This window comes from Rhodothermus marinus (assembly GCF_009936275.1).
Lineage (GTDB): Bacteria > Bacteroidota > Rhodothermia > Rhodothermales > Rhodothermaceae > Rhodothermus > Rhodothermus marinus_A.
The window spans coordinates 2327899-2348787 of the sequence record NZ_AP019797.1; the positions used below are offsets into that span (position 1 = coordinate 2327899).

Genomic DNA, 20889 nt, shown 5'->3' on the forward strand with positions numbered 1-20889 from the left:
GCTCAATGCGGACGATGACGTTCGTAGTAGTTGCGCAGCAGGATGGCACTCAGGTTCATCAGGAACAGAAACACCATGAGCACGATGATGGCGGCAGCCGCCAGACCGCGAAATTCCTCCTGGGGTCGGGCCGTCCAGTTGAAGATCTGAATGGGCAGCACGGTAAAAGGATCCAGCAGGCTCTCGGGCAAGAAGGCGATGAACGTGAGCGCCCCGATCATGACCAGCGGCGCCGTCTCGCCGACGGCGCGGCTCAGCGCCAGGATGATGCCGGTCAGGATGCCCGGCGCCGCAATGGGCAGCAGATGGCTGGAGACCACCTGCCAGCGCGTGGCGCCCAGCGCGTAGGCACTCTCCCGGATCCCCTGCGGCACAGCCCGGAGCGCTTCCTGCGTGCTGATCACGATGATCGGCAACACCAGCAGGCTCATCGTCAGCGCCCCGGCCAGCAGGCTTCGGCCCAGTGCAAAAAACCGCACGAAGAGCCCCAGTCCCAGAATGCCATAGATCACCGAAGGAATACCGGCCAGGTTGGCGATGTTGAGCTGGATCAGCCGCAGAAACCAGCCGCGCGGCGCGTACTCCTCAAGGTAAACAGCCGCCCCCACGCCGATCGGCACCGAAAACAGCGCCGTCAGCAGCATCATCCAGAACGATCCCACGATGGCCGACTTGATCCCGGCTTCTTCGGGATTGCGTGACGGATAGGACGTGAGAAACTGCCAGTCCAGCCAGGGCGCGCCTTTGCGCACGACGTCGACCATCAGCGAGGTCAGCACCAGCAATCCGAACAGCGTGGAAAAAAACAGCACCACGGCCAGGATCTGTCCCAGCCGTCGCCGTCGCTCCAGTCGCAAATCGAACCGGGTGGCTACTGCCTGCTGCACTTCGGTCATGCCGCTCAGTAGGTTTCTTTAAAGCGGAGGATGATCCGGTTGGCCAGCAGGTTCATGCCCAGCGTCAGCACGAACAGCACCAGCCCCACCGCAAACAGACTCTGATAGACGACCGTTCCCTGCGGCGTGTCGCCCAGGCTGACCTGCACGATGTAGGCCGTCATCGTCTGGATCGACTCCAGCGGGTTGAGCGTCAGCTTGGGCGTAGCGCCGGCCGCCAGCGTCACGATCATCGTTTCGCCAATGGCACGGCTCAGTGCCAGAATGAAGCTGGCCATGATGCCACTCAGCGCGGCCGGCACCACCACACGGAGCACCACCTCGTACTTCGTGGCCCCCAGCGCATAGGCGCCTTCGGCCAGCGAGCGCGGCACGGCCCGCAAGGCGTCCTCACTCAGCGAAGCCACCATCGGGATGATCATGATGCCCACCACGATCCCGGCGCTGAGCGCGTTGTAGACCTGCATCTGCGGAAGCACATGCTGCAGCAGCGGCGTGACGAACGTCAGCGCAAAGTAGCCATAGACGACCGTCGGCACGCCCGCCAGCAATTCCAGCGACGGCTTCAGCCAGCGACGCACGCGATCAGGCGCATACTGTGAGATGTAAATGGCGGCGGAAAGCCCGATCGGGATGGCCACCAGCGCCGCAATGACCGTGATCATCAAGGTGCCGGCCAGCAGCGGCCAGATGCCAAAATGCTGCTCGGAAAACTGCGGGGTCCACTTCGTGTCGCCGAAAAATTCGGCCAGCGACACCTGCCGGAAAAAGGCGACCGATTCCCCGATCAGGATCGCCGCAATGCCCAGCGTGGTGAATACCGTCACCAACGCACAGAGCCCAAGCAGCGCCTGGATCAGACGCTCCCTGGGCCCACGCGAAAGGTTGGCATCCGGCGCCAGGTCCGGAAAGCCCTGGCGCCGGATCCATCCATCTGACGAGGAAGCCATACGTCCTTATTCTGCCGTACCTTCCGTACTCTGCCGTTCGAGTCGCAGCAGGTCCACAACCCGCACACCCACCTGCGACCCCTCGCCTCCAAAGATACTACCGGTTACCCGGTTCCGGAAACGCTCGAGCGCCAGCTCGTAGGCCTCGGCCGTCAGCGGCACATACCCTACCTCCGGTGCCAGTTCGGCCGCATGCTGCAGGTAAAACTCGACGAAGGCCTCTACGGCCGGGTCGTTGGCCCGCTCCGCGTTCACATAGATGAAAATCGGTCGCGAAAGCGGCTGGTAGGTGCCGTTGTTGACGGTCTCGGGACTGGGCAGAATGCAGCCCTCGCCGTTGTCAGGGTTGCCGTCGTCGATGGCCACCGCCTTCAGTTTGTCCATGTTCTCCTCGTAGTAGGCCAGCGGGATGAAGCCCAGCGCGTTGGGGTCGCCGCTGACGCCCTGCACGAGCACGTTGTCGTCCTCGCTGGCCGTGAAGTCCGAGCGGCTGGCGTGCTCTTCGCCCACGATGGCGGCCGTGAAGTAATCGTAGGTGCCGCTGTCGGTCCCGGCGCCGTACAGGTTCAGCGGCCGATCCGGAAACGAAGGCCGCACCTGATTCCAGCGTGTGATCGTGCTGTTGGGCTCCCAGATGCGCCGCAGCTCTTCGACGGTCAGGCACTCGACCCAGTCGTTCTGGGGATTCACCACGATGGCAATGCCATCATAGGCCACCGGCAGTTCGATGTATTCGACGCCGTTCTGCCGGGCCAGCGAATCTTCCACGGGACGAATCGGACGCGAGGCATCGTTGATGTCCGTCTCCTTGCGCACGAACTTGGAAAAGCCCCCGCCGGTCCCGCTGATGCCCACGGTCACCCGCACCCCCGGATACTGCTTCATGAACTCCTCGGCTACCGCCTCGGTCAGCGGATAGACCGTGCTCGATCCGTCGATGTGCACCGCGCCGGAGAGCTGCCCTTCCTGCTGCTGCCCACGGCCACATCCGGCCAGCAACAGCACAAGCAATACACCGGCTCCTAAGATTGCTCGCTTTTCCATGAGGCGCCTGTGCTTTTGTTTGCAATCGCTGGTAATCTAACAAATCATTCTGTCAACGAATGATAAATCCTGGAGCTACCTGGATTATCAAATTGTTAACGGCGGTACATCTGCAGGTGGCAATAAAAGGGGAAGCCTCCTATATTGCAACACTGTTTCCTTCGAATCAAACCGCATGTGAAGATGCGTCGTCTGTCGCTGGTATTGGTATTGCTGCTGGCCGGATGTACCGCCTCGCGTCCCGTCGAACAGACGCCTGCTGCGCGCACCCCCATGTTCGTGCGTCCGGAGCGTCCGCTACCCGCCCCGGTCACCCTGCCCCCCTCGTTTGAAGCGGCCATCGAGCGGGGCACGCGTACCGCCGAAGGACGTCCCGGACCGAACTACTGGCAGCAGTACGCCCGCTACGACCTGACCGCCCGCATCGACACGGCCACACGGCGGCTGGACGGCGAGGGACGGATCGTATACCTGAACCGCTCGCCCGACACGCTCCGCCAGCTCTTTCTGGAGCTTCCGCTGAACGTTCACGCCGAAGGCGTCGTGCGCAACGAGCCGGCCGAGGTAACCGGCGGCGTGTCGCTGCACTACGTGGCCGTCGATGGACAGGAAGCCCTGCATCCGGCCGAGGCACCCGCCGGTGCGCCGCGCTATGCGGTCAACGGCACGCGACTGATCATCTTTCTGCAGCGCGATCTGGCACCCGGCGATTCCATTAAGCTCGACTTCCGCTGGTCCTTTACGATTCCCAAACGCGGCGCCGGGGGCCGCATGGGCTACGACGAGAACCTGTTCTTCCTGGCCTACTGGTACCCCCACGTGGCCGTCTATGACGACGTGATCGGCTGGTTCACCGATTCGTTCCTGGGCCGCGCCGAGTTCTACTTCGGCTATGGCGACTATCGGATCACGATCGACGCGCCAGCCGGCTGGCTCGTGATGGCCACCGGTGCATTCGAAAATCCCGAAGAAGTGCTGGCACCCGACGTGCTGGCCCGCATGCGTCAGGCCTACGCCAGCGACACGCCGGTCCGTATTGCCGAACCCGACACGGATCCGGTCACGCTTCCGGGCACCGACGGCCGCCTGCAGTGGCGCTTCCGAGCCACAAACGTGCGCGACGTGGCCTTCAGCCTGGTGCATCGCGGCTACTGGGAAGGTGCCCGCACGCCTGTGGGCGACCGTGACGGTGACGGACAGACCGACTACGCGCAGATCAACACGTTCTGGCGTCCGACCGCCCCGCGCTGGGCCAACGTCACGCGCTACCAGCAGCACGCCATCAGCTACCTCTCGCGCCTGACCGGCTTTCCCTATCCCTGGCCGCACATGACGGCCGTCGAAGGCGGCGGCATCATCGGCGGCGGCATGGAATTTCCCATGATGACGCTCATCGGCGACTACAACGCCGCCGGCGACAGCGCCCTCTACTACGTGACGGCGCACGAACTGGCCCACATGTGGATTCCCATGATCGTCGGCCCCAACGAGCGCCGCTATAGCTGGATGGACGAAGGCAGCACCACGTTTGCCGAAAACCATGCGCGCACCGATTTCTTCCCCGGCACCCAACCCCGGCTGAGCGAGCAGGAAAGCTATCTGATGCTGGCCCGCATGGGCGCCGAAGGGGAAATCATGCGCTGGTCCGACTACCACTACTCCAGCTTCGCCTTCGGCATCGCCTCCTACAGCAAGCCGGCCACGCTGCTTGAAGCGCTCCGAGGGCTGCTAGGCGAAGACGTGTTCTGGCGCGCCTACCGCACGTTCATCCGCGAGTGGGCCTTCAAGCACCCCTACCCCTATGATCTGTTCAACACGTTCGAGCGCGTGAGCGGACGCGACCTCGACTGGTTCTGGCACGCCTGGTACTTCGAGACGTGGACGCTCGATCAGGCCGTGGCGGCCGTCGAACCCATCGAAGGCGGCGTGCGCATCACGGTGGAAGACCACGGGCTGGCCCCCATGCCGGTCTACCTGACGCTCACGCTGGCCGACGGCTCGCAGGTGCGCGATACGATCGACGTGGACGTGTGGCTGGAAGGGCGGCGGCAGGTGACCGTCACGGTGCCGACCGGCGCCGCCGTTACCCGCGTCGAAATCGACCCCGAGCGCTGGTTCCCCGACATCGACCGCACGAACAACGTCTGGCGCGCACCGGCCGGCACCGGACAGTAAGCTATTCGGTCGGCGCAGCCGCCTCGCGCACCGGCACGCGCACGCGCAGCCGTCCCTGCCGGGCCAGGCTCAGATCGACAAGCACCACCTGTCCCGGCTCGAGCGCCTGCTGCAGATCGCGCAGCACCAGCTGTACGGCCACGCGCGAACGCGCCGGAATCACGATGGACGTGGCCGGACGGGTGGTCTGCACCGTATCGCCCACCACCTCACGCAATGCGACGTTGCGCGTGACGGCCGGCGCTTCGGCTCCGACCAGCGTGTCGGCCTCGGCCGTGCCGTTGGCAATCCGCAGCGACACGATCGCGCTGTCGCCAGCGGCCGCCGCATAGACGACGGGTTCCTCCACGGCCAACCGCCCCTCCGGAAGCGGCGGCTCGGCCGGGGTCGCCGGCTGCTCGCGCTGCTGCTGTCCACAACCGATCAGCAGAAGCAGGCCCAGAAAAACCGTTGCCAGATACCGCATGACGTCTCCGGGGTTTGGTGAAGGGAGATTCTTTCTCCGCAAAAATCTGTATTCAAAAGAAAAGCAAAACGTGGCGTTTCACGCAACAGCGCGACGGTTACGTGGATGCCACATTTCCCAGAGCATCCGTGCGATCATTGCGTAGAGACAGACGAACGTCGAAGCCCCCGCCCCCAGCATCACCCAGGCCGTCGGCCGCGCCCAGCTTTCCGGCAAAAAGCGCACGGCCGCCATCCCGCCAAACAGCAACAGCGTGGCGACGAACGGCTCCAGCGCCAGAATCGCCTTCCATCGCTCCGACACCGACGTGCCCAGAAAGAGCCCCCCGACGGCCAGAAAGATCAGCGCAAACGAAGTGACGTGCGCATGAATGATGTTGAGCATTTCGTAGGGGCTCTTCGGATACTTGATCTCCTGCACCTGCTCCAGCGGCACGTCTTCGTTGCCCCGGAACTGATGCACGACGCCCGTAGGCGTGTTGTGCGTGGTGTGCCGGACGAACACGATCCCGGTCAGATACCCCACGCCCACCACGATCAGAAACCAGGTCACCAGCCAGCGGGCCGTTCCCCGTAGTGCACCCAGCGAAAACGACATCGGTCAGTTCGGGTGGTAGGTCAACTGCGGAGGATGCTTTCGGTATTGCGTGGTCACAAAATACAACACTTTTTTGATCCCCCGATTCAGTGAGTTAACCGAAATAGTGGCGCCGCTGACGTTGACGATGTCACGATGTGTCTGGATGGGGTCCCGAAGCGTTTTGCCCCGGTACTGATAGAGAAAGCGCGGGAGCCGCACCTGTCCGCCGTGCGACTCCCGATAGACCATGACGGCCACTTTTTCTACGGAAAAATCAGGGCGCACGCCCACGATGAACGTGATGGGCCGGTGCTTGCCCAGCTCTTCGGTGATCACGGCGTAGCCCAGAAACCGGCCTTCGGCATCGTAGACGCACCTCACGACCAGCACGGAATCGAGCGGTTCGGTGCGGCGCAGCGCCCGCCGCGCTTCCTCCAGTTCCTCCGGGGTGAAGCGTAACGTGTCGTACTGCACATAGCGCCCCTTCGGAAACACTTCGGCCAGCGCCTCCTCGGGCGTCAGGAACACCTGATCCTGCGCGCGCCCGGCAGGCGCCAGCATCCAGCCACACACCAGCAGCAAAAGCCCTGCGTAACGCATCCGTAAGCCTGGTTGGAAAAATGACCGGGCCGGCGCCGCGCGCGGCGCCGGCCCGGATGGTTCGCCATCCGCTCAGAAGCCGAAGACCACGCCGAAGATAAACGCCCGGGCGAAGTCTTCGTCGCCTTCGGCGATCAGATAGTTCGTCACGTCGCCCAGGCTGTGGCCCTTGTTCGTCCAGGTCAGCTCGTAGGCCAGTTGGAAGCCCACCAGCGGCGTGGGCCGGTAGGTCAGCCCGAAAGCCAGCCGGTTCACCCAGCGGTTGGCCGCCTCGAACTCCTCCAGCACGCCGGCCGCAAACTCGGCCTCCTCCAGCAGCTCGTCGTACCAGACCTGCTCCCAGCGCACACCGGCATACCAGAGCGGCTGATTGCCCCGGCCGAAGAACGTGTTGCGCAGAAATTCGGGGAAGAACGCATAGCGGGCTTCCACCCAGTAGCCCTGGCGCGCCCGGCTCAGGCCGTCCAGCTCGACCTCCACCTCGCTTTCGAGCGGCACCTCGTCTTCGGCCGGACCGAACGCCACGCCAGCCTGGTTGTAGACGCGCCGCGCAAACCCCCGCGCCACGGCCTCCACGTCGCCCATCGACGTGTAGACGTACTCGCCTTCGAGCGCCAGTGCCCCCCGGCTCAGCAGAAAGTCCACGCCCACACTGCCCACGTACTCGGCCGGTAGATACTGGGGCGTGTAACGGCCGTAGTAGCCCGAAAGCCCCAGCTCCACGCCCAGCGACGGACTCAGCGCCACGCGGCCCGTCACCGTTTTGGCCTGCTTCGTGTCGTTGCCGAACGTGCCCGTGAAGGGCTCGAACTTCAGCTCGATGTAGTTGTCCACGTGGTTGCCGGGGCTGCCCGCATAATCCGGATTGGTGATGTACTTGTTTTCGACCTCCACGTCGAGCTGCATCCCGTTCACCACGTAGAGCTGATAGGTGAGCAGCCCCTGCGCGCCCACCGGCACTTCGCCCGTGAAGCCCAGGCCCAGCTCGTTCCAGGCCGACTTGACGGGCAGCACGGGCGCACCGCGATCGACCAGCGAGCGCCGCGGAAACATCCACTGGTTGTCGTCATGGTTGATGTTGAAGCGTCCCAGCGGCACCAGCACGCCACCGGCCCGCAGCCGGAAGGCCGGATCGATGGCCCACTCCAGCCAGGCCTGTTCGATGGCGATCTCAGACTGATCCGTCCCCTCGATGGCCTGCTCGACCGTCACGCCGCCCTCGGCTTCCACCACCTTTTCCAGCTCCAGCAGCCGGAAGCGTTCCAGCTCCAGCTCCGACAGAAAGCGCAGGTTCGAGGTGATCGCCACGTCGGTGGTCAGCACGAAGCGACGGAACGTGAACGTGTTGTACTGGTGCTCCAGGTTGGTGGTCTCGAAGCGAATGGCGCCGTAGCCGCCCAGGCGTGCCCGCTCGCCTTCGTCCTGCGCACGCACCGGCCCGGCCAGCAATAGCGCCAGCAACAGCCATCCCGTGTATCGACGCATCATGGAAGTCTCCCGGTTTGATCAGGTGAAACAGCAGCCAACGACCAGCGACAGGTCTGCACGCGCAGCCCTTCGGCATCCCGACGCGCCACCAGCGCCCCGACCGACGCCGGTAGCCAGGACGGATCGGGCTCGACCGCCAGCGCCGTGGCCAGCGCATCGGCCGCCCCGCAGGTGGGCGCCCACACCGTGACGCTTCCGTCGAGCCGGACGCGCGCCAGATCGCGGGGATCGACCAGCGTCGAGCCATCTGGCTCGTAGTCGCCGCTGGTGGCCAGCGCACCCTCGGTCAACGCCACGGTGGTCAGCACCTCGTCGGGCCGCAGCGGATGGCGGATGCCGATCGTCCATGCCGACCTGCCGGGCGGCGCGCCGAACACGCGCAGATCGCCTCCGGCGTTGACCAGCGCGGCCGTGCAACCGGCCTGCCGGAGCACCGCCACCGCCTGGTCCACGGCCCATCCCTTGGCACTACCACCCAGATCCAGCGCCACCGGCCCCCACTTGCGCAATCGTCCGTCCCCGTCCAGCTCCACCTGGCGCTCCGGCTGCGGCACCGGTGTCCGTCCCTGTTGCCAGGCGGCCACGGCGGCGCCTACGGTTGGATCGAAGCGCCCGTCCGTCGCCGCCCGCCAGCGGAGCGCCTCGGCCACGGCCCGGCGCGTCAGCTCCGGCAACACCAGCTCCGCGCCCGAAGGGCTCGCGTTCCAGCGGCTCAGGATCGACGCAGACTCCTGCACGCTCATCTGCCGGTGCACCTCGAAAAGCAGCGCGCTCGCGCGCCGGACGGCGTCCCGGGCCGCCGCCCGATCCGGGTGATAGACCTCGAAGCGCACGATCGTCCCCATCACGTAGTAAAGGCGCACCAGCGGCGTCTCCTCGGCCGCACGGGCCAGCAGCCGGAACGGCGAGCCGGCCAGCCATCCCCCGGCCATCAATCCTCCCAGCCGATGCAGGAACGTCCGTCGATCCATGCGACACGTCTTCGATTTACGAGCACAAAACTTAGATCATGTCTAAATTAGAAGCAATAACATCGAGACAGCTTTCGGAAGATTTGACACCAACTCCACAGAAAAGCCAGATCGCGCTGCTCCTTCGACCTTGCTCCGCTGCTCGAAATGCAGGACTGCTTATGCAGTTTCCCGGACGTCAAGGTGCATGGGAGAAAGCACGGGCGCACACGGCGGTGCGCCCCTACCAGATCCCTGACATTTTCCCTACCCCGCAGGGGCGGACCCCTGTGTCCGCCCTGTCATACCCGCCGGATCACGTCCGCCACACGGGGTGTTGCCCCCTCATGCACCGGCAAATCGGCAATCCCATATACGCAGTTGCACGTGTCTGAACGAAGTCCTGCTTCACCGCAGCAGCGCGAACAGCGCCACGATCACTCCGATCTGTCCCGCCCAGAAAATGAACATCCAGCGCACCAGACTCGCATACCGCTCGCTGAGCGTCACCTCCAGCCGCGACACCTCCTCCGTGATCCGGCGGTCCAGCTTCGCCACCTCCTCCGTGATCCGGCGGTCCAGCTTCGCCACCTCCTCCGTGATCCGGCGGTCCAGTTTGGCAACCTCCTCTGCGATGCGATTGTCCAATCGCTTGCCTTCCTCGGTTACGCGCCGCTCAAAACGTTCTTCCAGAATGCCCAGCAGATTGTTGCGTTCGTGATGGGCCGCTTCGTTCAGCAAAGCGATCAGCGCCTCGACGCCCTCGTCGCCGAGTTTTTCGCGCAAAACTTTCGGGACCGTCAGAATCGCCATGAGCGGAAAAGGATGGCTCCGGGCGCAAAGGCAAACTCCGGGAGACGTGCGATAGGTTCCCGGGCCGAAACGCCCCGAGGTCTCCGCCAATCGTAACCCCGCGACACCGTTCCCGCTTCCCATGGGGAGCTATCGCGAAGCGACTGAGGCGGGGCTCATAGGATGCCGCGCACATGCACCAGAATGCCCGGAGAATCGTACTACGCTGACAGCTTCCAACCTTCCCGCGTAAACGATCAGGGCCGGCGCCATGGCCGGCCCTGTGGGTAATAGCCTGATGCCTCATACAGGCATCCCTGCTACATTCTGGGTCAGATCAGCACCTCGCCGGTCATTTCGGGCGGAATCTCTTCGCCCAGAATACGCAGGATCGTCGGAGCCACGTCGCCCAGCTTACCGTCTTTGATCGGCCCGTTGAAGCCCGGCTTGATGATCAGGTGCGGCACGAGCGCCGTCGTGTGGGCCGTGTGCGGCGAGCCGTCGGGATTCTTCATCCGGTCGGCGTTGCCGTGGTCGGCCAGCACCGTCACCGTGTAGCCGTGCTTCAATGCGGCCTCGACCACCACCTTCGTGGCGGCATCGACCGCTTCGATCGCTTTGACGGCCGCTTCGAAAACGCCCGTGTGCCCCACCATGTCGGGGTTGGCGAAGTTCAGCACGATCAGGTTGTAGATCTCCTTTTCGATGGCTTCGGCGCAGCGCCGGGCCACCTCGGGCGCGCTCATCTCGGGCTTCAGATCGTAGGTGGGCACCTTCGGCGAGGGCACCAGAATCCGATCTTCGCCTTCGAAAGGCTCCTCGCGTCCGCCGCTGAAGAAGTAGGTCACGTGCGCGTACTTTTCGGTTTCGGCGATCCGGAGCTGGCGTCCGCCCAGCTTCGAGATCACCTCGCCGAGCGTCATGCGCAGATTGACCTTCTCGAAGGCGACCGGCAGGTCGAAGGTTTCGTCGTAAGGCGCGAAGGTCACAAACAGCAGATCCAGCTTCTTGCCCCTATCGAAGGCGTCGAAGTTCGGATCTGTGAAGGCCCGGGTGAGCTGGCGGGCGCGGTCGGCGCGGAAGTTGTAAAAGATCACCGCATCGCCGTCAGCCACCCGCGTCGGGTAACCGTCGCCGTAGTCGATCAAGCGCGGCTTGACGAACTCGTCGGTCACGCCTTCGGCGTAGCTGGCCTCCAGCGCTTTGACGGGATCGTCGAACACCTCGCCCTCGCCGTAGACCAGCAGCCGGTAGGCTTTTTCGGTACGGTCCCAGCGCTTGTCGCGATCCATCGCGTAGTAGCGGCCCACAATCGAGACGATGCGCCCGACGCCGATCTCCCGGGCCTTTTCCTGAAACTGGCGTACGTAGGTCACGCCCGATTTCGGATCGGTGTCGCGGCCGTCGGTAAACGCGTGCACGCACACCTGCTCGGGCCGCAGCCCCTCACGCCGAGCCAGCTCCAGCAGCGCGAACAGGTGGTTCAGGCTGGCATGGACGCCGCCGTCGGAGAAGCACCCCATCAGATGCAGCCGGGTGTTGTGCTCCCGCGCGTGGCGGGCCGCCCGCACCAGCACTTCGTTCGTGAAGAACGTGCCTTCTTCGATTTCCTTGTCGATGCGCGTGATTTCCTGGTAGACCACGCGTCCGGCCCCCAGGTTGAGGTGCCCCACCTCGGAGTTGCCCATCTGGCCTTCGGGCAACCCCACGGCCAGCCCCGAAGCCTTCAGCGTGGCATGCGGATAGGTGGCAAACAGGTGATCCAGAAACGGCTTGCGGGCATGATCGATGGCGCTGACCGACGGGTCCTCGGCAATGCCGTAGCCGTCGAGAATGACCAGCAGATGACGTTTTTTCGGGTCCATGGGTATCAACCGTTTCGTGAGACAGCCTTATCCAGTGGCCTGTTTAGCGCACGCGATAGTCCGGTACGCGTTTCGTCGAACGACCGGTTTTTGCATCAAATACATGCATCGAACCACACGCAGGGCAACTCCTCTGCTCCAGCCCGTAGCGGTCGGTCCGATGCACGGGTACGTCGAAATAGCGCCGGCACCGTTTGCAGAAGTACCGTCCCCGACGCGGATCCAGTCCTTCGAGCGGCGCAGGTAGCCGACGAAGCCGCCGGTAATGATCGCACAGGTCGGTGAGCACGCACCGGTCACAGTGAGGCTGACGGGCCGTGCAGGTGTAGCGTCCGTGCAGGATCAAAAGGTGGTGGGCCTCGCCCCAGTCGCGCGCCGGAAGCTGGCGCTTGAGCCGGCGTTCGACCTCGAGGGGAGTGCGGGCCCGCCGCACCAGCCCGATCCGATGCGCCACGCGGTAGACGTGCGTATCGACGGGCAAGGCGGCCACCCCGAAGGCGACCGAGGCCACCACGCGGGCCGTCTTGGGACCGACGCCCGGCAGCGACTCGAGCGCTTCGAGCGAGGCGGGAATTTCGCCCCCGAACACGTCGCGGATGCGTCGGGCTGCGGCGACCAGATGCCGCGCCTTGCTGTTCGGGTACGAAACGGACCGAATGTAGGGCAGCACGTCCTCCGGCTCGGCGGCCGCCAGCGCCTCGACGGTCGGAAACGCCGCAAACAGCGCCGGCGTCACCTGGTTGACCCGCGCGTCGGTGCACTGGGCCGAGAGCATCACGGCCACCAGCAGCTGATAGGGATTCTCGTGGTGCAGCTCGGTCTGCGGCCGCGCGATCACCTGCCGCAACCGCGCCAGCACCTGCCGGGCCCGGGACGTACGTGCCACCTGCCGTCTTTCCGGTTCTGTTAAAAAACCGCGTCCAAGATAGCACGACGGCCGTCAAGTTCCTTTGAAAAAAGCGCTTTGCCTGCAAGAACTCCCCGGCATTCGGAGTCGTTGGAGCCGCCGTACGTGACCACTCAGCGCTCAGCCCATGCGTCGTTTGCTTCTGTTGCTGTTGCTGGTATCGACGGCCGCTCCGGCGGCCACGCGTCCGCTCCCCCTTTCCGACAGCGCGCGCGTGGCGCTTGTCACGATCCTGCCCGGTCGCGCCCTCTACGCGGCCTTCGGGCACAGCGCCCTTCGCGTGTACGATCCCGTGCAGGGCATCGACTGGCTTTTCAACTACGGCACGTTCGACTTCAGCGATCCCTGGTTCATCCCGCGGTTCGTCTACGGCCAGCTCGACTATTTCCTGTCGGTGAGCGATTATGCCCGCTCCGTGCAGTTCTATCGTGAGGTGGAAGGCCGCCCGATCGTCGAGCAGTGGTTGAACCTGACCCCGGCGCAGCGCGACTCGCTCGTGGCCTTTCTGATGTGGAACGCCCGCCCGGAAAACCGCACCTACCGCTACGATTTTCTGTTCGACAACTGCTCGACACGCATTCGGGACGTGCTCGAGCGCACGCTGGGCGACGCGTTGCGCTTTACGCACCGGGCGCCGGAGACGACGTTTCGGCGCCTGCTCGATCCGTACGTGGCCGACCGGCCGCTGCTCCAGCTCGGCTTCTATCTGACGCTCGGCCAGCGCGTCGATCGACCACCCACGGCACGCGAGGTGATGTTTCTTCCGCTGGAACTGAAAGCCGCCTTCGATGAGGCCCGGGTGCGCCGCGATACCGCCTGGCTGCCGCTCGTTGCCCGCACCGACACCGTATTCTGGCCCACCGGCCACCGGCCGCTGCCCGAGCCGGCCTGGCCGTGGCCGACCGTGCTGGGCTGGCTGCTCTTTGCCTTCGGCGCGGGTGCGACGCTCGTCGCCTGGCGACGCGGTCGGCCGACCACCACGCGGCTGGACGCCCTGCTGTTCGGCCTGGTCGGACTGGTGGGGCTGCTGTTGCTGCTGCTCTGGGTGGCCACGCTGCACACGGTGACGGCCTGGAACTGGAACCTGATCTGGGCCTGGCCACCGCATCTGGTGGTGGCCGTCCGCCTCTGGCGCCGCCGCCCACCCGCCGGATGGGAACGCACCTATCTACTTATGACGGGCCTGCTCACGCTCCTGTTGGCGCTGGGCTGGTTCTTCTGGCCGCAGGAGCTGCATCCGGCCCTGCAGCCGATCGCCCTGCTGCTGGTGGTGCGCACGGCCGCCCGCATCGCCCGCTGAAAACGCCCTTCAGCTCCGGGCTATGCGCTTTCCCGGGCATCATGGAGCATGGGCAAGCACGCTGCGGCGGCCCTTATACGATTTCCGGGAAATCATAGTGCAGGTGAGAAAGCACGGGCGCACACGGCGGTGCGCCCCTACAGATCCTTGACGTTTTCCCTATTCCGTAGGGGCGGACCTTGTGTCCGCCCGATCATACCCGCCGCATCACGTCCGGTACACAGGAGGAGCGCCATCATGCACCGGAGCATCTCCTGCGCTCCCGGAGCAAGTGCATGGCGACAGAAAAGGCGAGGGGCTGCCCGAAGCGGACAGCCCCTCATTTTCTGGAAAGGTGGCGGCGTGCGCTGGCCTGTAAGCCGAATTCTGTCTGCCCGGAGCGACGGCCGCCGTGTCGCTTCCGGGGAGACCATCATTTATCTGGGACTGCCGTCACCGGCAGCCTCAAGCGGCCTACCCGCGCCGCCGCGCCGCTCCGAAAAGCGGCGCCTTTCAGCGGGCCACCTTATCCGCCGCGAGGGCGGTGCGGCGCTGCTTGGCCTTGCACCCCCCGGGGTTTGCCAGCCGCCGCTGTTACCAGCGACGCTGGTGGGCTCTTACCCCACCCTTTCACCCTTTGCCTGTGTCCCGCAGAGGCGGGACCATCGGCCGGTCTGCTCTCTGTGGCACTTTCCGTCACCGCCCGGTTACCCGAACGGTGCCCTCCGGTTAGGAGGCGGGGCGCCCTGTGGTGTTCGGACTTTCCTCGCCGCCGCGCCTCACACGAGACGGGCGACGCGATGGTCCGGCCAGCGCACCACTTTCGTTAATGCATAACGGAATTAAGAAGATCCCGCGCTGCCGTTCGTAAAGCCCAGTTCCTGGCCAACCTCTTGGAACAGCTCGCTGTCGACGATGATGCGTCCGGTGTGCTCGCAGGCGATGATGCGCTTGCGCTGGCGGATTTCCACCTGCTGCTGGGGCGGCACCGCATAGCCGGCCGCCGCTCCACGTTCCAGCGGCACCACGGCCCGGCCGTCCCGGTAGCGCGCCCGCAGCCGCTTGTAAGCGCGCAGGTAACGCGGATCCACCGCCTTTTCGGCCTCGGCACGCATGGCCTGCAACTGCTCCATCTCGTGCTTCGTGTCTTCCATCACCTCCTGCAGCTCGGCGCGCTTGGCCTGCAGCACTTCCTCCAGCTCCTTCAGGCGGGCTTCCGCTTCCTGAATGGCGGCGGTCCGCTCTTCCGTCAGCCGCTCCAGCTCTTCCAGACGGGCTTTGGCCGCTTCGATGCGCTGCCGCTGCGCCTCGATCTCCTTGGTCAGCGCATCGTACTCGCGGTTGTTACGCACGTGGAGCTGCTGCTCCTCGTAGCGCTTGATCAGCGTCTCCGCCTCCTCGATGTCCAGCCGGGCCCGACGGCGCTCCACCTCGTACTCCTTGAGCTCCCGCTTGTACTTCTCCAGACGCGTCTCCAGGCCGGCCTTTTCGTCCTCCAAGTCCCGGATCTCGTCGGGCAGATCGCCCCGCAGCTTTTCCAGCTGGTCAATCCGGGTGTCGATCAACTGCAGCCGAACCAGCGCCCGCAACTGTTCGGCAATGGTGGCCGACTCCTGCATCGTGGTGGGCATAAGCGACCTCCAGCTTTGTTCAATTTAATCCGTTCGCTAAGAACGCGCGCTACAGGCTAAAGTTTGATGTACTTTGCGCAAAAGCGCCGTCACGGCCGGTGGATGAATGTACGTACCGGCGAGGTACGAGCCGTGGTGCGTTTCCAGTCGACCGTCGGGAAACGTTGCTGCAGCCAGGTGGCCAGCAGCGCCTCGGTCAGCGCCTCGGTCTCGTAGTGGCCGGCGTCGATCAGCGCCATGCGTGGGCGCCCGTCGTTGTCGAGCACTTCGAAGAACCGGTGGTAGGTCAGATCGGCCGTGACGTAGGCATCGGCGCCAGCCGATAGCGCCCGTCCGATCAGGTCGGCTCCGGCCCCACCGCAGACGGCCACCGTTTCGACGGATGCGTCCAGGTCGCCCACGTAGCGCAGGCTGTCGGTCTGGAGCCGCTCGGCCACGCGCTGCAGGAAATCGCGCAGCAGCTCGGGCTTTTCGAGCCGCCCGATCGCGCCCAGTCCCGCCCGGGTGTACGGCTGCTCGACGGGATACACGTCGTAGGCCACCTCTTCGTAAGGGTGGGCATCCCGCATGGCCGCCAGCACACGCGGCAGGTCCCAGCGGGCGACTTCCACCTCCAGACGCAGCTCCTCGGCCGACTCCAGCTTGCCCGGCTCGCCGATGAACGGCCGTGCCATGTCGCCCGGACGGAAATAGCCGGTACCCCGCGTGGCGAACGCGCAGGCTTCGTAGTTGCCGATGCGTCCGGCCCCCGCCTCGGCCAGCGCCTCGCGCACCTGCTCGAAGTGCGAGGCCGGCACGAACGTCACCAGCTTATAGAGCGCCTGCTCCATCTTCGCCAGGAACTGCACGTCCTTCAGCCCCAGATGCTCGGCCAGCGCGAACGACACGCCGCCCGGCGCCGCATCCAGGTTCGTATGGATGCTGTAGAGCGCGATGCCCGCAGCGGCCAGTCGAAGCGCCAGCGACGAAACCAGTCCGTCCGGCGTGAGCTGACGGAGCGGCCGGAACAGCAACGGGTGGTGCGTGATGATCAGCTCGGCTTCGAGCGTCCGGGCCTCTCCGAGCACGGCCGGTGTCAGATCGAGCGCCAGGAGCGCCCGCCGCACGGGCTGCTCCGGGTCGCCCACCTGAAGGCCCACGTTGTCGTAGGACTGTGCCGAGCCCGGCGGCGCCCAGGCTTCCAGCGCCGCGGCAATCTCGCGAACGGTCGGATAAGTTTCTGCCATGGCTTTCAGTGGTTTTTCGGTCAACGCGCGGCTTGTTTGTCGGTAGCTTAGCTCAGGTTCCGTCGGATTCCGTAGCCCGCGCCAGCCGCACGCCCTCGGCTTCGTCCACACGGGCCAGCAGCAGCATGCCCGCTGCAAAAAACAGCAACACCGAGGCAACGCCTACCCGCTGGCTTCCCGACCAGTCCGTGAACAGCCCCAGTAGCAGCGGCCCGAGAAAGGCCGTGGCCTTTCCCGAAAAGGCAAAAAAGCCGTAAAACTCGTTGCGCTTGTCCGGCGGCGTAAAGCGTCCCAGCAGCGAGCGGCTGGCCGACTGACTGGGACCGGCAAAAATCCCGATGAGCAGCGCGGCCACCCAGAAAAGGGTGCGGCTGGTGGTCACCACGGCCAGCAGACTGGCCGCCGAAAGTCCCAGCAGGCTCAGCAAAAGCGTACGCTTGCCGCCCAGCCGGTCGTCTATAAACCCGAGCAGCCAGGCGCCCAGCCCCGCCGCCACGTTGATGACGATGCCGAATACGATCAGCTCGTCGGCCTCGAAGCCGAACGTTCCGGCTGCATAGATGCCGCCGAAGGAAAAAATGGTCAGCAGGCCATCGTTGTAGAGCAACCGGGCCAGCAGCAGGCGTACGACCTGTCGGTAGCGCCGCACTTCGCGAAACGTGTCGACAAGCTGGCGGGTGGCCTGCCGAAAGACCGTCCGCACCTCGGGGCGAACGGCCGGGCGCCGCTCGGGCACCCAGAGGAACAGCGGCAGACTGAACAGCCCGTACCAGAGCGCCACGAGCAGGTTCGTGGCGCGAATGTTCGCGTGGCCCTCGCGAGAAAACCCCAGCAGCGGCGTTTCCGGCTGAATCAGCGCCACCAGCGCCACCACCAGGCAGAGCAACCCGCCCACGTAGCCCAGCGCCCAGCCGTAGCCCGAGACCCGGCCGATTCGCTCCGGCGGGGCGATGTCGGGCAAAAAAGCATTGTAGAAGACGTTTCCCAGTTCGAAGGCCACGTTGGCGATGGTGAAAAGCACGAGCGCCGCCAGCACCTCGCCGGATTGTGGAATATAAAGCGCCGCCGTGGAGAGCACACAGAGCACCGTGACGGCCAGCAGAAATCGCTTGCGGTATCCCCCCTGATCGGCCAGAGCGCCCAGATACGGCGACAGCAGCGCCACAATCAGACCGCTGGCCGTCACCGCCCGCGACCAGAGCGTCGTGCCGGAAATCGGATCCGGCGCCACGGCCTGCGTGAAATAGGCGGCGTAGACGAACGTGACGACCAGCGTCGTAAACGCCGAGTTCGCGAAATCATACAGCGCCCACGCCCAGATCGTGCGGGGCCGGTAGGCGGGCGTTTCCACGAAGCGATTCGTTGCCTGGTAATCGACCGGATGCCAAAAAACGCAACCGGGCACGCAAAAGGCAAGGGGCAACGCCGCGTCCGCTACGGCTTAACGGAAATACCACCGCACAAAAAACAGCGGCCGGGAATACAGAGCAGAAAACCTGTCATTTTCCAGAAAGAGATGCATGTACAGCAGCTGTATTTCTCCTCCCATTGAAAACCGACGGACCGGGAAGTATTCCATGCCGGTAGCGGGTCCTACCAGAAAACCAATGCCTGAGCTTTCTGAGCGAATGATAACGTCCGAGTAGATGGGTTCGTCGCGAATGGACTGAAATAACAACATCAATCCCAGCCGACCACCCCAGTAACTCAGCAGATTGTCGGCGACATACCGCTGAGCAAAAATGCCGGATCCAAGTTGCAATACAAAACGCGTCTCTTCGCGCTCCACAGACGAAAAGTCTTCGCGAAGCAGACCGATTTCCGGCTCCAGGCGCAGCTTTTCTGTCTCGATAAGGAGATAGCAGCTGATCGGCATTGGAAGTTCACTTTCGCCACTTACCACCATCGCCGGTATCCCCATCCCGAGCCCCCATCGTCGCACCGTTTGCGCCCGCACGTCCAATGCGCAGGCCATCAGGATCAAAACGGCCAGACCCATCAGCGCATACGCACGCATGACGCCGACCAGCATAATTGATCGACAGAGTGCAGCAAATCCTCCTCGACGCTGTGATTTGTCGAAGTAAAAACATGGACGCTACTTTGTCAACGCCGACGGTGGATCGGAGCCTGAAGGCCGGAGCGGCGTTGCACAGAAGCGCGTTGTGCCTTTAACTTGACAGTATATTGCCCACGTAGCTCAGTCGGATAGAGCAGCGGCTTCCTAAGCCGTTGGTCGCAGGTTCGAGTCCTGCCGTGGGCACATACAACAGGCGTAAGCTTCTGTTTTTTTTTGATCTGCAAATTCTCTGGTAAAACCAGGGTAAAGCCCAAAGGGCCTTTCCACGGACTTCGAAAGACGAAATCAAAGACCGGTGGAAGGTCGATAGCCTGTATAAAACGCATGTAAGAAAACGGGCCCACACGGCGAAGCACCCCTACCGGAAATCTGCGATCCCATATTGTCATTTTTTTTTAGAGTTAAGGTCTGGGTTATTCTGGTGATACCACTTCCAATTCGTCGAGACGACATATGAGAAAGCTGCGTTGGAACTGGTCAAGTCTCTGGATGGCGGGGCTGTTACTGGCCGCCTGCTCGCTTTTCGAGCCGGAAAAAAAGACGCGTTTTGATTACGGGGGCGATCCTCTGCCCGGTACCGAGAACCTGTACAATCTACGTTTATCTCCGGACGGCGAATGGGTGGCGCTGATCCGAGCCTATACGCCGGAACGGCTCGATCCGCCCAATCAACTCTGGCTGGTCCATCGCGATGGTCAGCAGATGCGTTTTCTGGGACCCAGCATCGGTAGTGCCGACTGGTCGCCGGATGGTAAACGGCTTGCATTGACTTACCATCGAGGGCTTTGCTGTGATGTTCATGTGGTGACGCTGGATCTGGAGAGTGGCCAGGTGGCGGTCTGGACGGGAGCCGATACGTTGCTGCTGTCGCATCCGACCGCTTCGTTCCCGCACTGGTTCCAGGACGGCCGACGACTGCTGTTTTCTGTTATCGGAAAGGCATATGGCCAGCTTTACGAGACAGGCATCTACGTCTTAAACCTCGAACACCGACAGGTGGAAGGCCCCCTGGTTAAGTCGATGGTAGGGGCTCAATTAGGCGGGCGGGATCGTTTTGCGGTAGGGATTATGCCGCAGCCGCAGGGGAGGGTTTACCGGGAGAACGCCGTGCGATATGAATTTGCCACGGGCGCGTTGACGGTGTTGACGGATTTTGGTCCGGAGGAAGCTTTTCGGTTTGCAGTGACACCCAGCCCGGTGAAAGACCTGATCGTGTTGGAGCGGCGAGTGGAGGGTGTGCCACAGCTTTTTCTGATGGACGGAAAGGGGCGCATCCTGCGACAATTGACCGAGCGGGGCGGCCACAACCCGCGCTGGAGCTATGATGGGCGGGCCGTGTTGTTTTTGCGGGATGTGGAGGCGGGTCCGGGGGCCCGGAATGTGCCCTTCGTGTACTGGTTGGACGAGGACCGTGAAGAGCCGCTCTGGCCGATGTTGCCGGACTCGGTGCCGGCGTTTCCTGCGCTGGACACGTTGCTTGCCGGGTGCATGCTCTGTGGAAAACTCCCGTAAAAGCAAAACGTAAGGTGCCATGTACCGAGGCTACAACCTGGGGCAGGCCATAACTTTAACTCTTCTGATATTGGCCTGCACGAAGGGCGAGCGCAGATCATTCCCGACATCCCCTATTTCCCCAACAACGGCCATATCTCTCAGAGATTCACCGGATCGAACCACCAGTAGCCGCGCGCGGCCAGCTCTTCGTCTGTCAGCAGTGCCCGCATTTCGGGCGTTTGCAGATGTGGGTTGCTGCGCAAGCTCTAGCGTAGCTCCTCCCAGAGCTCTAGGTACTGGTCCTGGGGCACGTCCTCTTCCACCAGGCGCAGCAGGGCATTCTCCAGACTGTAGGGATTCAGGCCCGGATGCCAGTCCCGTGCCCAGGCAATGGCCAGTTCCAGTGCCCGGCGGTGTCTGGCGCACTCTTCAGGTGCAGGGGTTGCTTCCGGCATCATATGACCTGT

Annotated in this window: 19 protein-coding genes, 1 tRNA gene and 1 other RNA gene; 4 read left to right on the plus strand and 17 right to left on the minus strand. The window is 63.9% G+C overall.

Annotated features, from left to right (window positions below; genetic code table 11):
* Nucleotides 1-2: 2 nt before the first annotated feature.
* The 3 genes from pstA to GYH26_RS10045 are packed head-to-tail and all read right to left on the minus strand — an operon-like array spanning nucleotide 3 to nucleotide 2890.
* Nucleotides 3-896, minus strand: coding sequence for a phosphate ABC transporter permease PstA (pstA, locus tag GYH26_RS10035; protein ID WP_161541537.1), 894 nt, complete (start codon nucleotides 894-896; stop codon nucleotides 3-5).
* Nucleotides 897-901: 5 nt separating this feature from the next.
* The gene (pstC, locus tag GYH26_RS10040; RefSeq protein WP_161541538.1) at nucleotides 902-1846 is read right to left on the minus strand and encodes a phosphate ABC transporter permease subunit PstC; all 945 of its coding nucleotides are present in this window, start codon (nucleotides 1844-1846) and stop codon (nucleotides 902-904) included.
* Between the two features lie 6 nt (nucleotides 1847-1852).
* Nucleotides 1853-2890 carry a PstS family phosphate ABC transporter substrate-binding protein gene (locus tag GYH26_RS10045; protein ID WP_161541539.1) on the minus strand — a complete coding sequence of 346 codons (1038 nt, stop codon included), beginning with the start codon at nucleotides 2888-2890 and terminating at the stop codon, nucleotides 1853-1855.
* A 183-nt stretch (nucleotides 2891-3073) separates the two neighbouring features.
* Between GYH26_RS10045 and GYH26_RS10050 the strand changes: the two genes are divergently transcribed.
* Nucleotides 3074-5065 carry a M1 family metallopeptidase gene (locus GYH26_RS10050; RefSeq protein WP_161541540.1) on the plus strand — a complete coding sequence of 664 codons (1992 nt, stop codon included), beginning with the start codon at nucleotides 3074-3076 and terminating at the stop codon, nucleotides 5063-5065.
* A 1-nt stretch (nucleotide 5066) separates the two neighbouring features.
* On the opposite strand, the gene GYH26_RS10055 is transcribed toward GYH26_RS10050, so the two are convergent.
* The 8 genes from GYH26_RS10055 to nth form a co-directional block, all read right to left on the minus strand.
* Entirely contained in the window at nucleotides 5067-5531 is a 465-nt protein-coding gene (locus GYH26_RS10055; protein ID WP_161541541.1) for a copper chaperone PCu(A)C, read from the minus strand.
* A gap of 78 nt (nucleotides 5532-5609) precedes the next feature.
* Nucleotides 5610-6128, minus strand: a complete 519-nt coding sequence (locus GYH26_RS10060) for a hypothetical protein (protein ID WP_161541542.1) — start codon at nucleotides 6126-6128, stop codon at nucleotides 5610-5612.
* 3 nt (nucleotides 6129-6131) lie between these two features.
* Nucleotides 6132-6710: an FMN-binding protein gene (locus tag GYH26_RS10065; RefSeq protein ID WP_161541543.1), complete on the minus strand. Its 579-nt coding sequence runs from the start codon at nucleotides 6708-6710 to the stop codon at nucleotides 6132-6134.
* A 72-nt stretch (nucleotides 6711-6782) separates the two neighbouring features.
* The gene (locus GYH26_RS10070; protein WP_161541544.1) at nucleotides 6783-8198 is read right to left on the minus strand and encodes a hypothetical protein; all 1416 of its coding nucleotides are present in this window, start codon (nucleotides 8196-8198) and stop codon (nucleotides 6783-6785) included.
* Nucleotides 8195-9169 (minus strand): FAD:protein FMN transferase, encoded by a 975-nt coding sequence (locus GYH26_RS10075; RefSeq protein ID WP_161541545.1) that lies wholly within the window; start codon nucleotides 9167-9169, stop codon nucleotides 8195-8197. Before GYH26_RS10075 ends, GYH26_RS10070 begins: the two co-directional genes overlap by 4 nt.
* A gap of 387 nt (nucleotides 9170-9556) precedes the next feature.
* The gene (locus GYH26_RS10080) at nucleotides 9557-9961 is read right to left on the minus strand and encodes an LA_3696 family protein (RefSeq protein WP_012844330.1); all 405 of its coding nucleotides are present in this window, start codon (nucleotides 9959-9961) and stop codon (nucleotides 9557-9559) included.
* Between the two features lie 311 nt (nucleotides 9962-10272).
* Nucleotides 10273-11805 (minus strand): 2,3-bisphosphoglycerate-independent phosphoglycerate mutase, encoded by a 1533-nt coding sequence (gene gpmI / locus GYH26_RS10085; RefSeq protein ID WP_014067352.1) that lies wholly within the window; start codon nucleotides 11803-11805, stop codon nucleotides 10273-10275.
* Nucleotides 11806-11848: 43 nt separating this feature from the next.
* Nucleotides 11849-12691 (minus strand): endonuclease III, encoded by an 843-nt coding sequence (gene nth / locus GYH26_RS10090; protein ID WP_029698458.1) that lies wholly within the window; start codon nucleotides 12689-12691, stop codon nucleotides 11849-11851.
* 148 nt (nucleotides 12692-12839) lie between these two features.
* On the opposite strand from nth, the gene GYH26_RS10095 reads away from it, so the two are divergent.
* Nucleotides 12840-14012, plus strand: a complete 1173-nt coding sequence (locus GYH26_RS10095; RefSeq protein WP_161541546.1) for an Lnb N-terminal periplasmic domain-containing protein — start codon at nucleotides 12840-12842, stop codon at nucleotides 14010-14012.
* A gap of 339 nt (nucleotides 14013-14351) precedes the next feature.
* Here the strand turns inward: GYH26_RS10095 and rnpB are convergent.
* From rnpB to GYH26_RS10120, 5 genes are all read right to left on the minus strand, one after another.
* An RNA gene (gene rnpB, locus GYH26_RS10100) (RNase P RNA component class A) lies at nucleotides 14352-14808 on the minus strand.
* 25 nt (nucleotides 14809-14833) lie between these two features.
* Nucleotides 14834-15622, minus strand: coding sequence for a zinc ribbon domain-containing protein (locus GYH26_RS10105; protein WP_029698460.1), 789 nt, complete (start codon nucleotides 15620-15622; stop codon nucleotides 14834-14836).
* 89 nt (nucleotides 15623-15711) lie between these two features.
* The gene (locus GYH26_RS10110; protein WP_161541547.1) at nucleotides 15712-16848 is read right to left on the minus strand and encodes a Nif3-like dinuclear metal center hexameric protein; all 1137 of its coding nucleotides are present in this window, start codon (nucleotides 16846-16848) and stop codon (nucleotides 15712-15714) included.
* Between the two features lie 52 nt (nucleotides 16849-16900).
* Nucleotides 16901-18199 (minus strand): MFS transporter, encoded by a 1299-nt coding sequence (locus tag GYH26_RS10115; RefSeq protein ID WP_161541548.1) that lies wholly within the window; start codon nucleotides 18197-18199, stop codon nucleotides 16901-16903.
* Between the two features lie 90 nt (nucleotides 18200-18289).
* A complete protein-coding gene (locus GYH26_RS10120; protein ID WP_242006379.1) occupies nucleotides 18290-18865 on the minus strand; it encodes a hypothetical protein in 576 nt (191 codons plus the stop codon).
* Between the two features lie 172 nt (nucleotides 18866-19037).
* On the opposite strand from GYH26_RS10120, the gene GYH26_RS10125 reads away from it, so the two are divergent.
* Nucleotides 19038-19111, plus strand: a tRNA-Arg gene (locus GYH26_RS10125).
* A 270-nt stretch (nucleotides 19112-19381) separates the two neighbouring features.
* Nucleotides 19382-20440: a TolB family protein gene (locus tag GYH26_RS10130; RefSeq protein ID WP_161541550.1), complete on the plus strand. Its 1059-nt coding sequence runs from the start codon at nucleotides 19382-19384 to the stop codon at nucleotides 20438-20440.
* Between the two features lie 248 nt (nucleotides 20441-20688).
* On the opposite strand, the gene GYH26_RS15245 is transcribed toward GYH26_RS10130, so the two are convergent.
* Nucleotides 20689-20880 (minus strand): hypothetical protein, encoded by a 192-nt coding sequence (locus GYH26_RS15245; protein ID WP_242006380.1) that lies wholly within the window; start codon nucleotides 20878-20880, stop codon nucleotides 20689-20691.
* Between the last annotated feature and the right edge of the window lie 9 nt (nucleotides 20881-20889).

Excerpts from the sequence above, each read along its gene's own strand:
- pstA (WP_161541537.1), bottom strand. The coding sequence starts at position 896 with ATGACCGAAGTGCAGCAGGCAGTAGCCACCCGGTTCGATTTGCGACTG.
- pstC (WP_161541538.1), bottom strand. The coding sequence starts at position 1,846 with ATGGCTTCCTCGTCAGATGGATGGATCCGGCGCCAGGGCTTTCCGGAC.
- GYH26_RS10045 (WP_161541539.1), bottom strand. The coding sequence starts at position 2,890 with ATGGAAAAGCGAGCAATCTTAGGAGCCGGTGTATTGCTTGTGCTGTTG.
- GYH26_RS10050 (WP_161541540.1), top strand. The coding sequence starts at position 3,074 with ATGCGTCGTCTGTCGCTGGTATTGGTATTGCTGCTGGCCGGATGTACC.
- GYH26_RS10055 (WP_161541541.1), bottom strand. The coding sequence starts at position 5,531 with ATGCGGTATCTGGCAACGGTTTTTCTGGGCCTGCTTCTGCTGATCGGT.
- GYH26_RS10060 (WP_161541542.1), bottom strand. The coding sequence starts at position 6,128 with ATGTCGTTTTCGCTGGGTGCACTACGGGGAACGGCCCGCTGGCTGGTG.
- GYH26_RS10065 (WP_161541543.1), bottom strand. The coding sequence starts at position 6,710 with ATGCGTTACGCAGGGCTTTTGCTGCTGGTGTGTGGCTGGATGCTGGCG.
- GYH26_RS10070 (WP_161541544.1), bottom strand. The coding sequence starts at position 8,198 with ATGATGCGTCGATACACGGGATGGCTGTTGCTGGCGCTATTGCTGGCC.
- GYH26_RS10075 (WP_161541545.1), bottom strand. The coding sequence starts at position 9,169 with ATGGATCGACGGACGTTCCTGCATCGGCTGGGAGGATTGATGGCCGGG.
- GYH26_RS10080 (WP_012844330.1), bottom strand. The coding sequence starts at position 9,961 with ATGGCGATTCTGACGGTCCCGAAAGTTTTGCGCGAAAAACTCGGCGAC.
- gpmI (WP_014067352.1), bottom strand. The coding sequence starts at position 11,805 with ATGGACCCGAAAAAACGTCATCTGCTGGTCATTCTCGACGGCTACGGC.
- GYH26_RS10095 (WP_161541546.1), top strand. The coding sequence starts at position 12,840 with ATGCGTCGTTTGCTTCTGTTGCTGTTGCTGGTATCGACGGCCGCTCCG.
- GYH26_RS10105 (WP_029698460.1), bottom strand. The coding sequence starts at position 15,622 with ATGCCCACCACGATGCAGGAGTCGGCCACCATTGCCGAACAGTTGCGG.
- GYH26_RS10110 (WP_161541547.1), bottom strand. The coding sequence starts at position 16,848 with ATGGCAGAAACTTATCCGACCGTTCGCGAGATTGCCGCGGCGCTGGAA.
- GYH26_RS10120 (WP_242006379.1), bottom strand. The coding sequence starts at position 18,865 with ATGCGTGCGTATGCGCTGATGGGTCTGGCCGTTTTGATCCTGATGGCC.
- GYH26_RS10130 (WP_161541550.1), top strand. The coding sequence starts at position 19,382 with ATGAGAAAGCTGCGTTGGAACTGGTCAAGTCTCTGGATGGCGGGGCTG.
- GYH26_RS15245 (WP_242006380.1), bottom strand. The coding sequence starts at position 20,880 with ATGATGCCGGAAGCAACCCCTGCACCTGAAGAGTGCGCCAGACACCGC.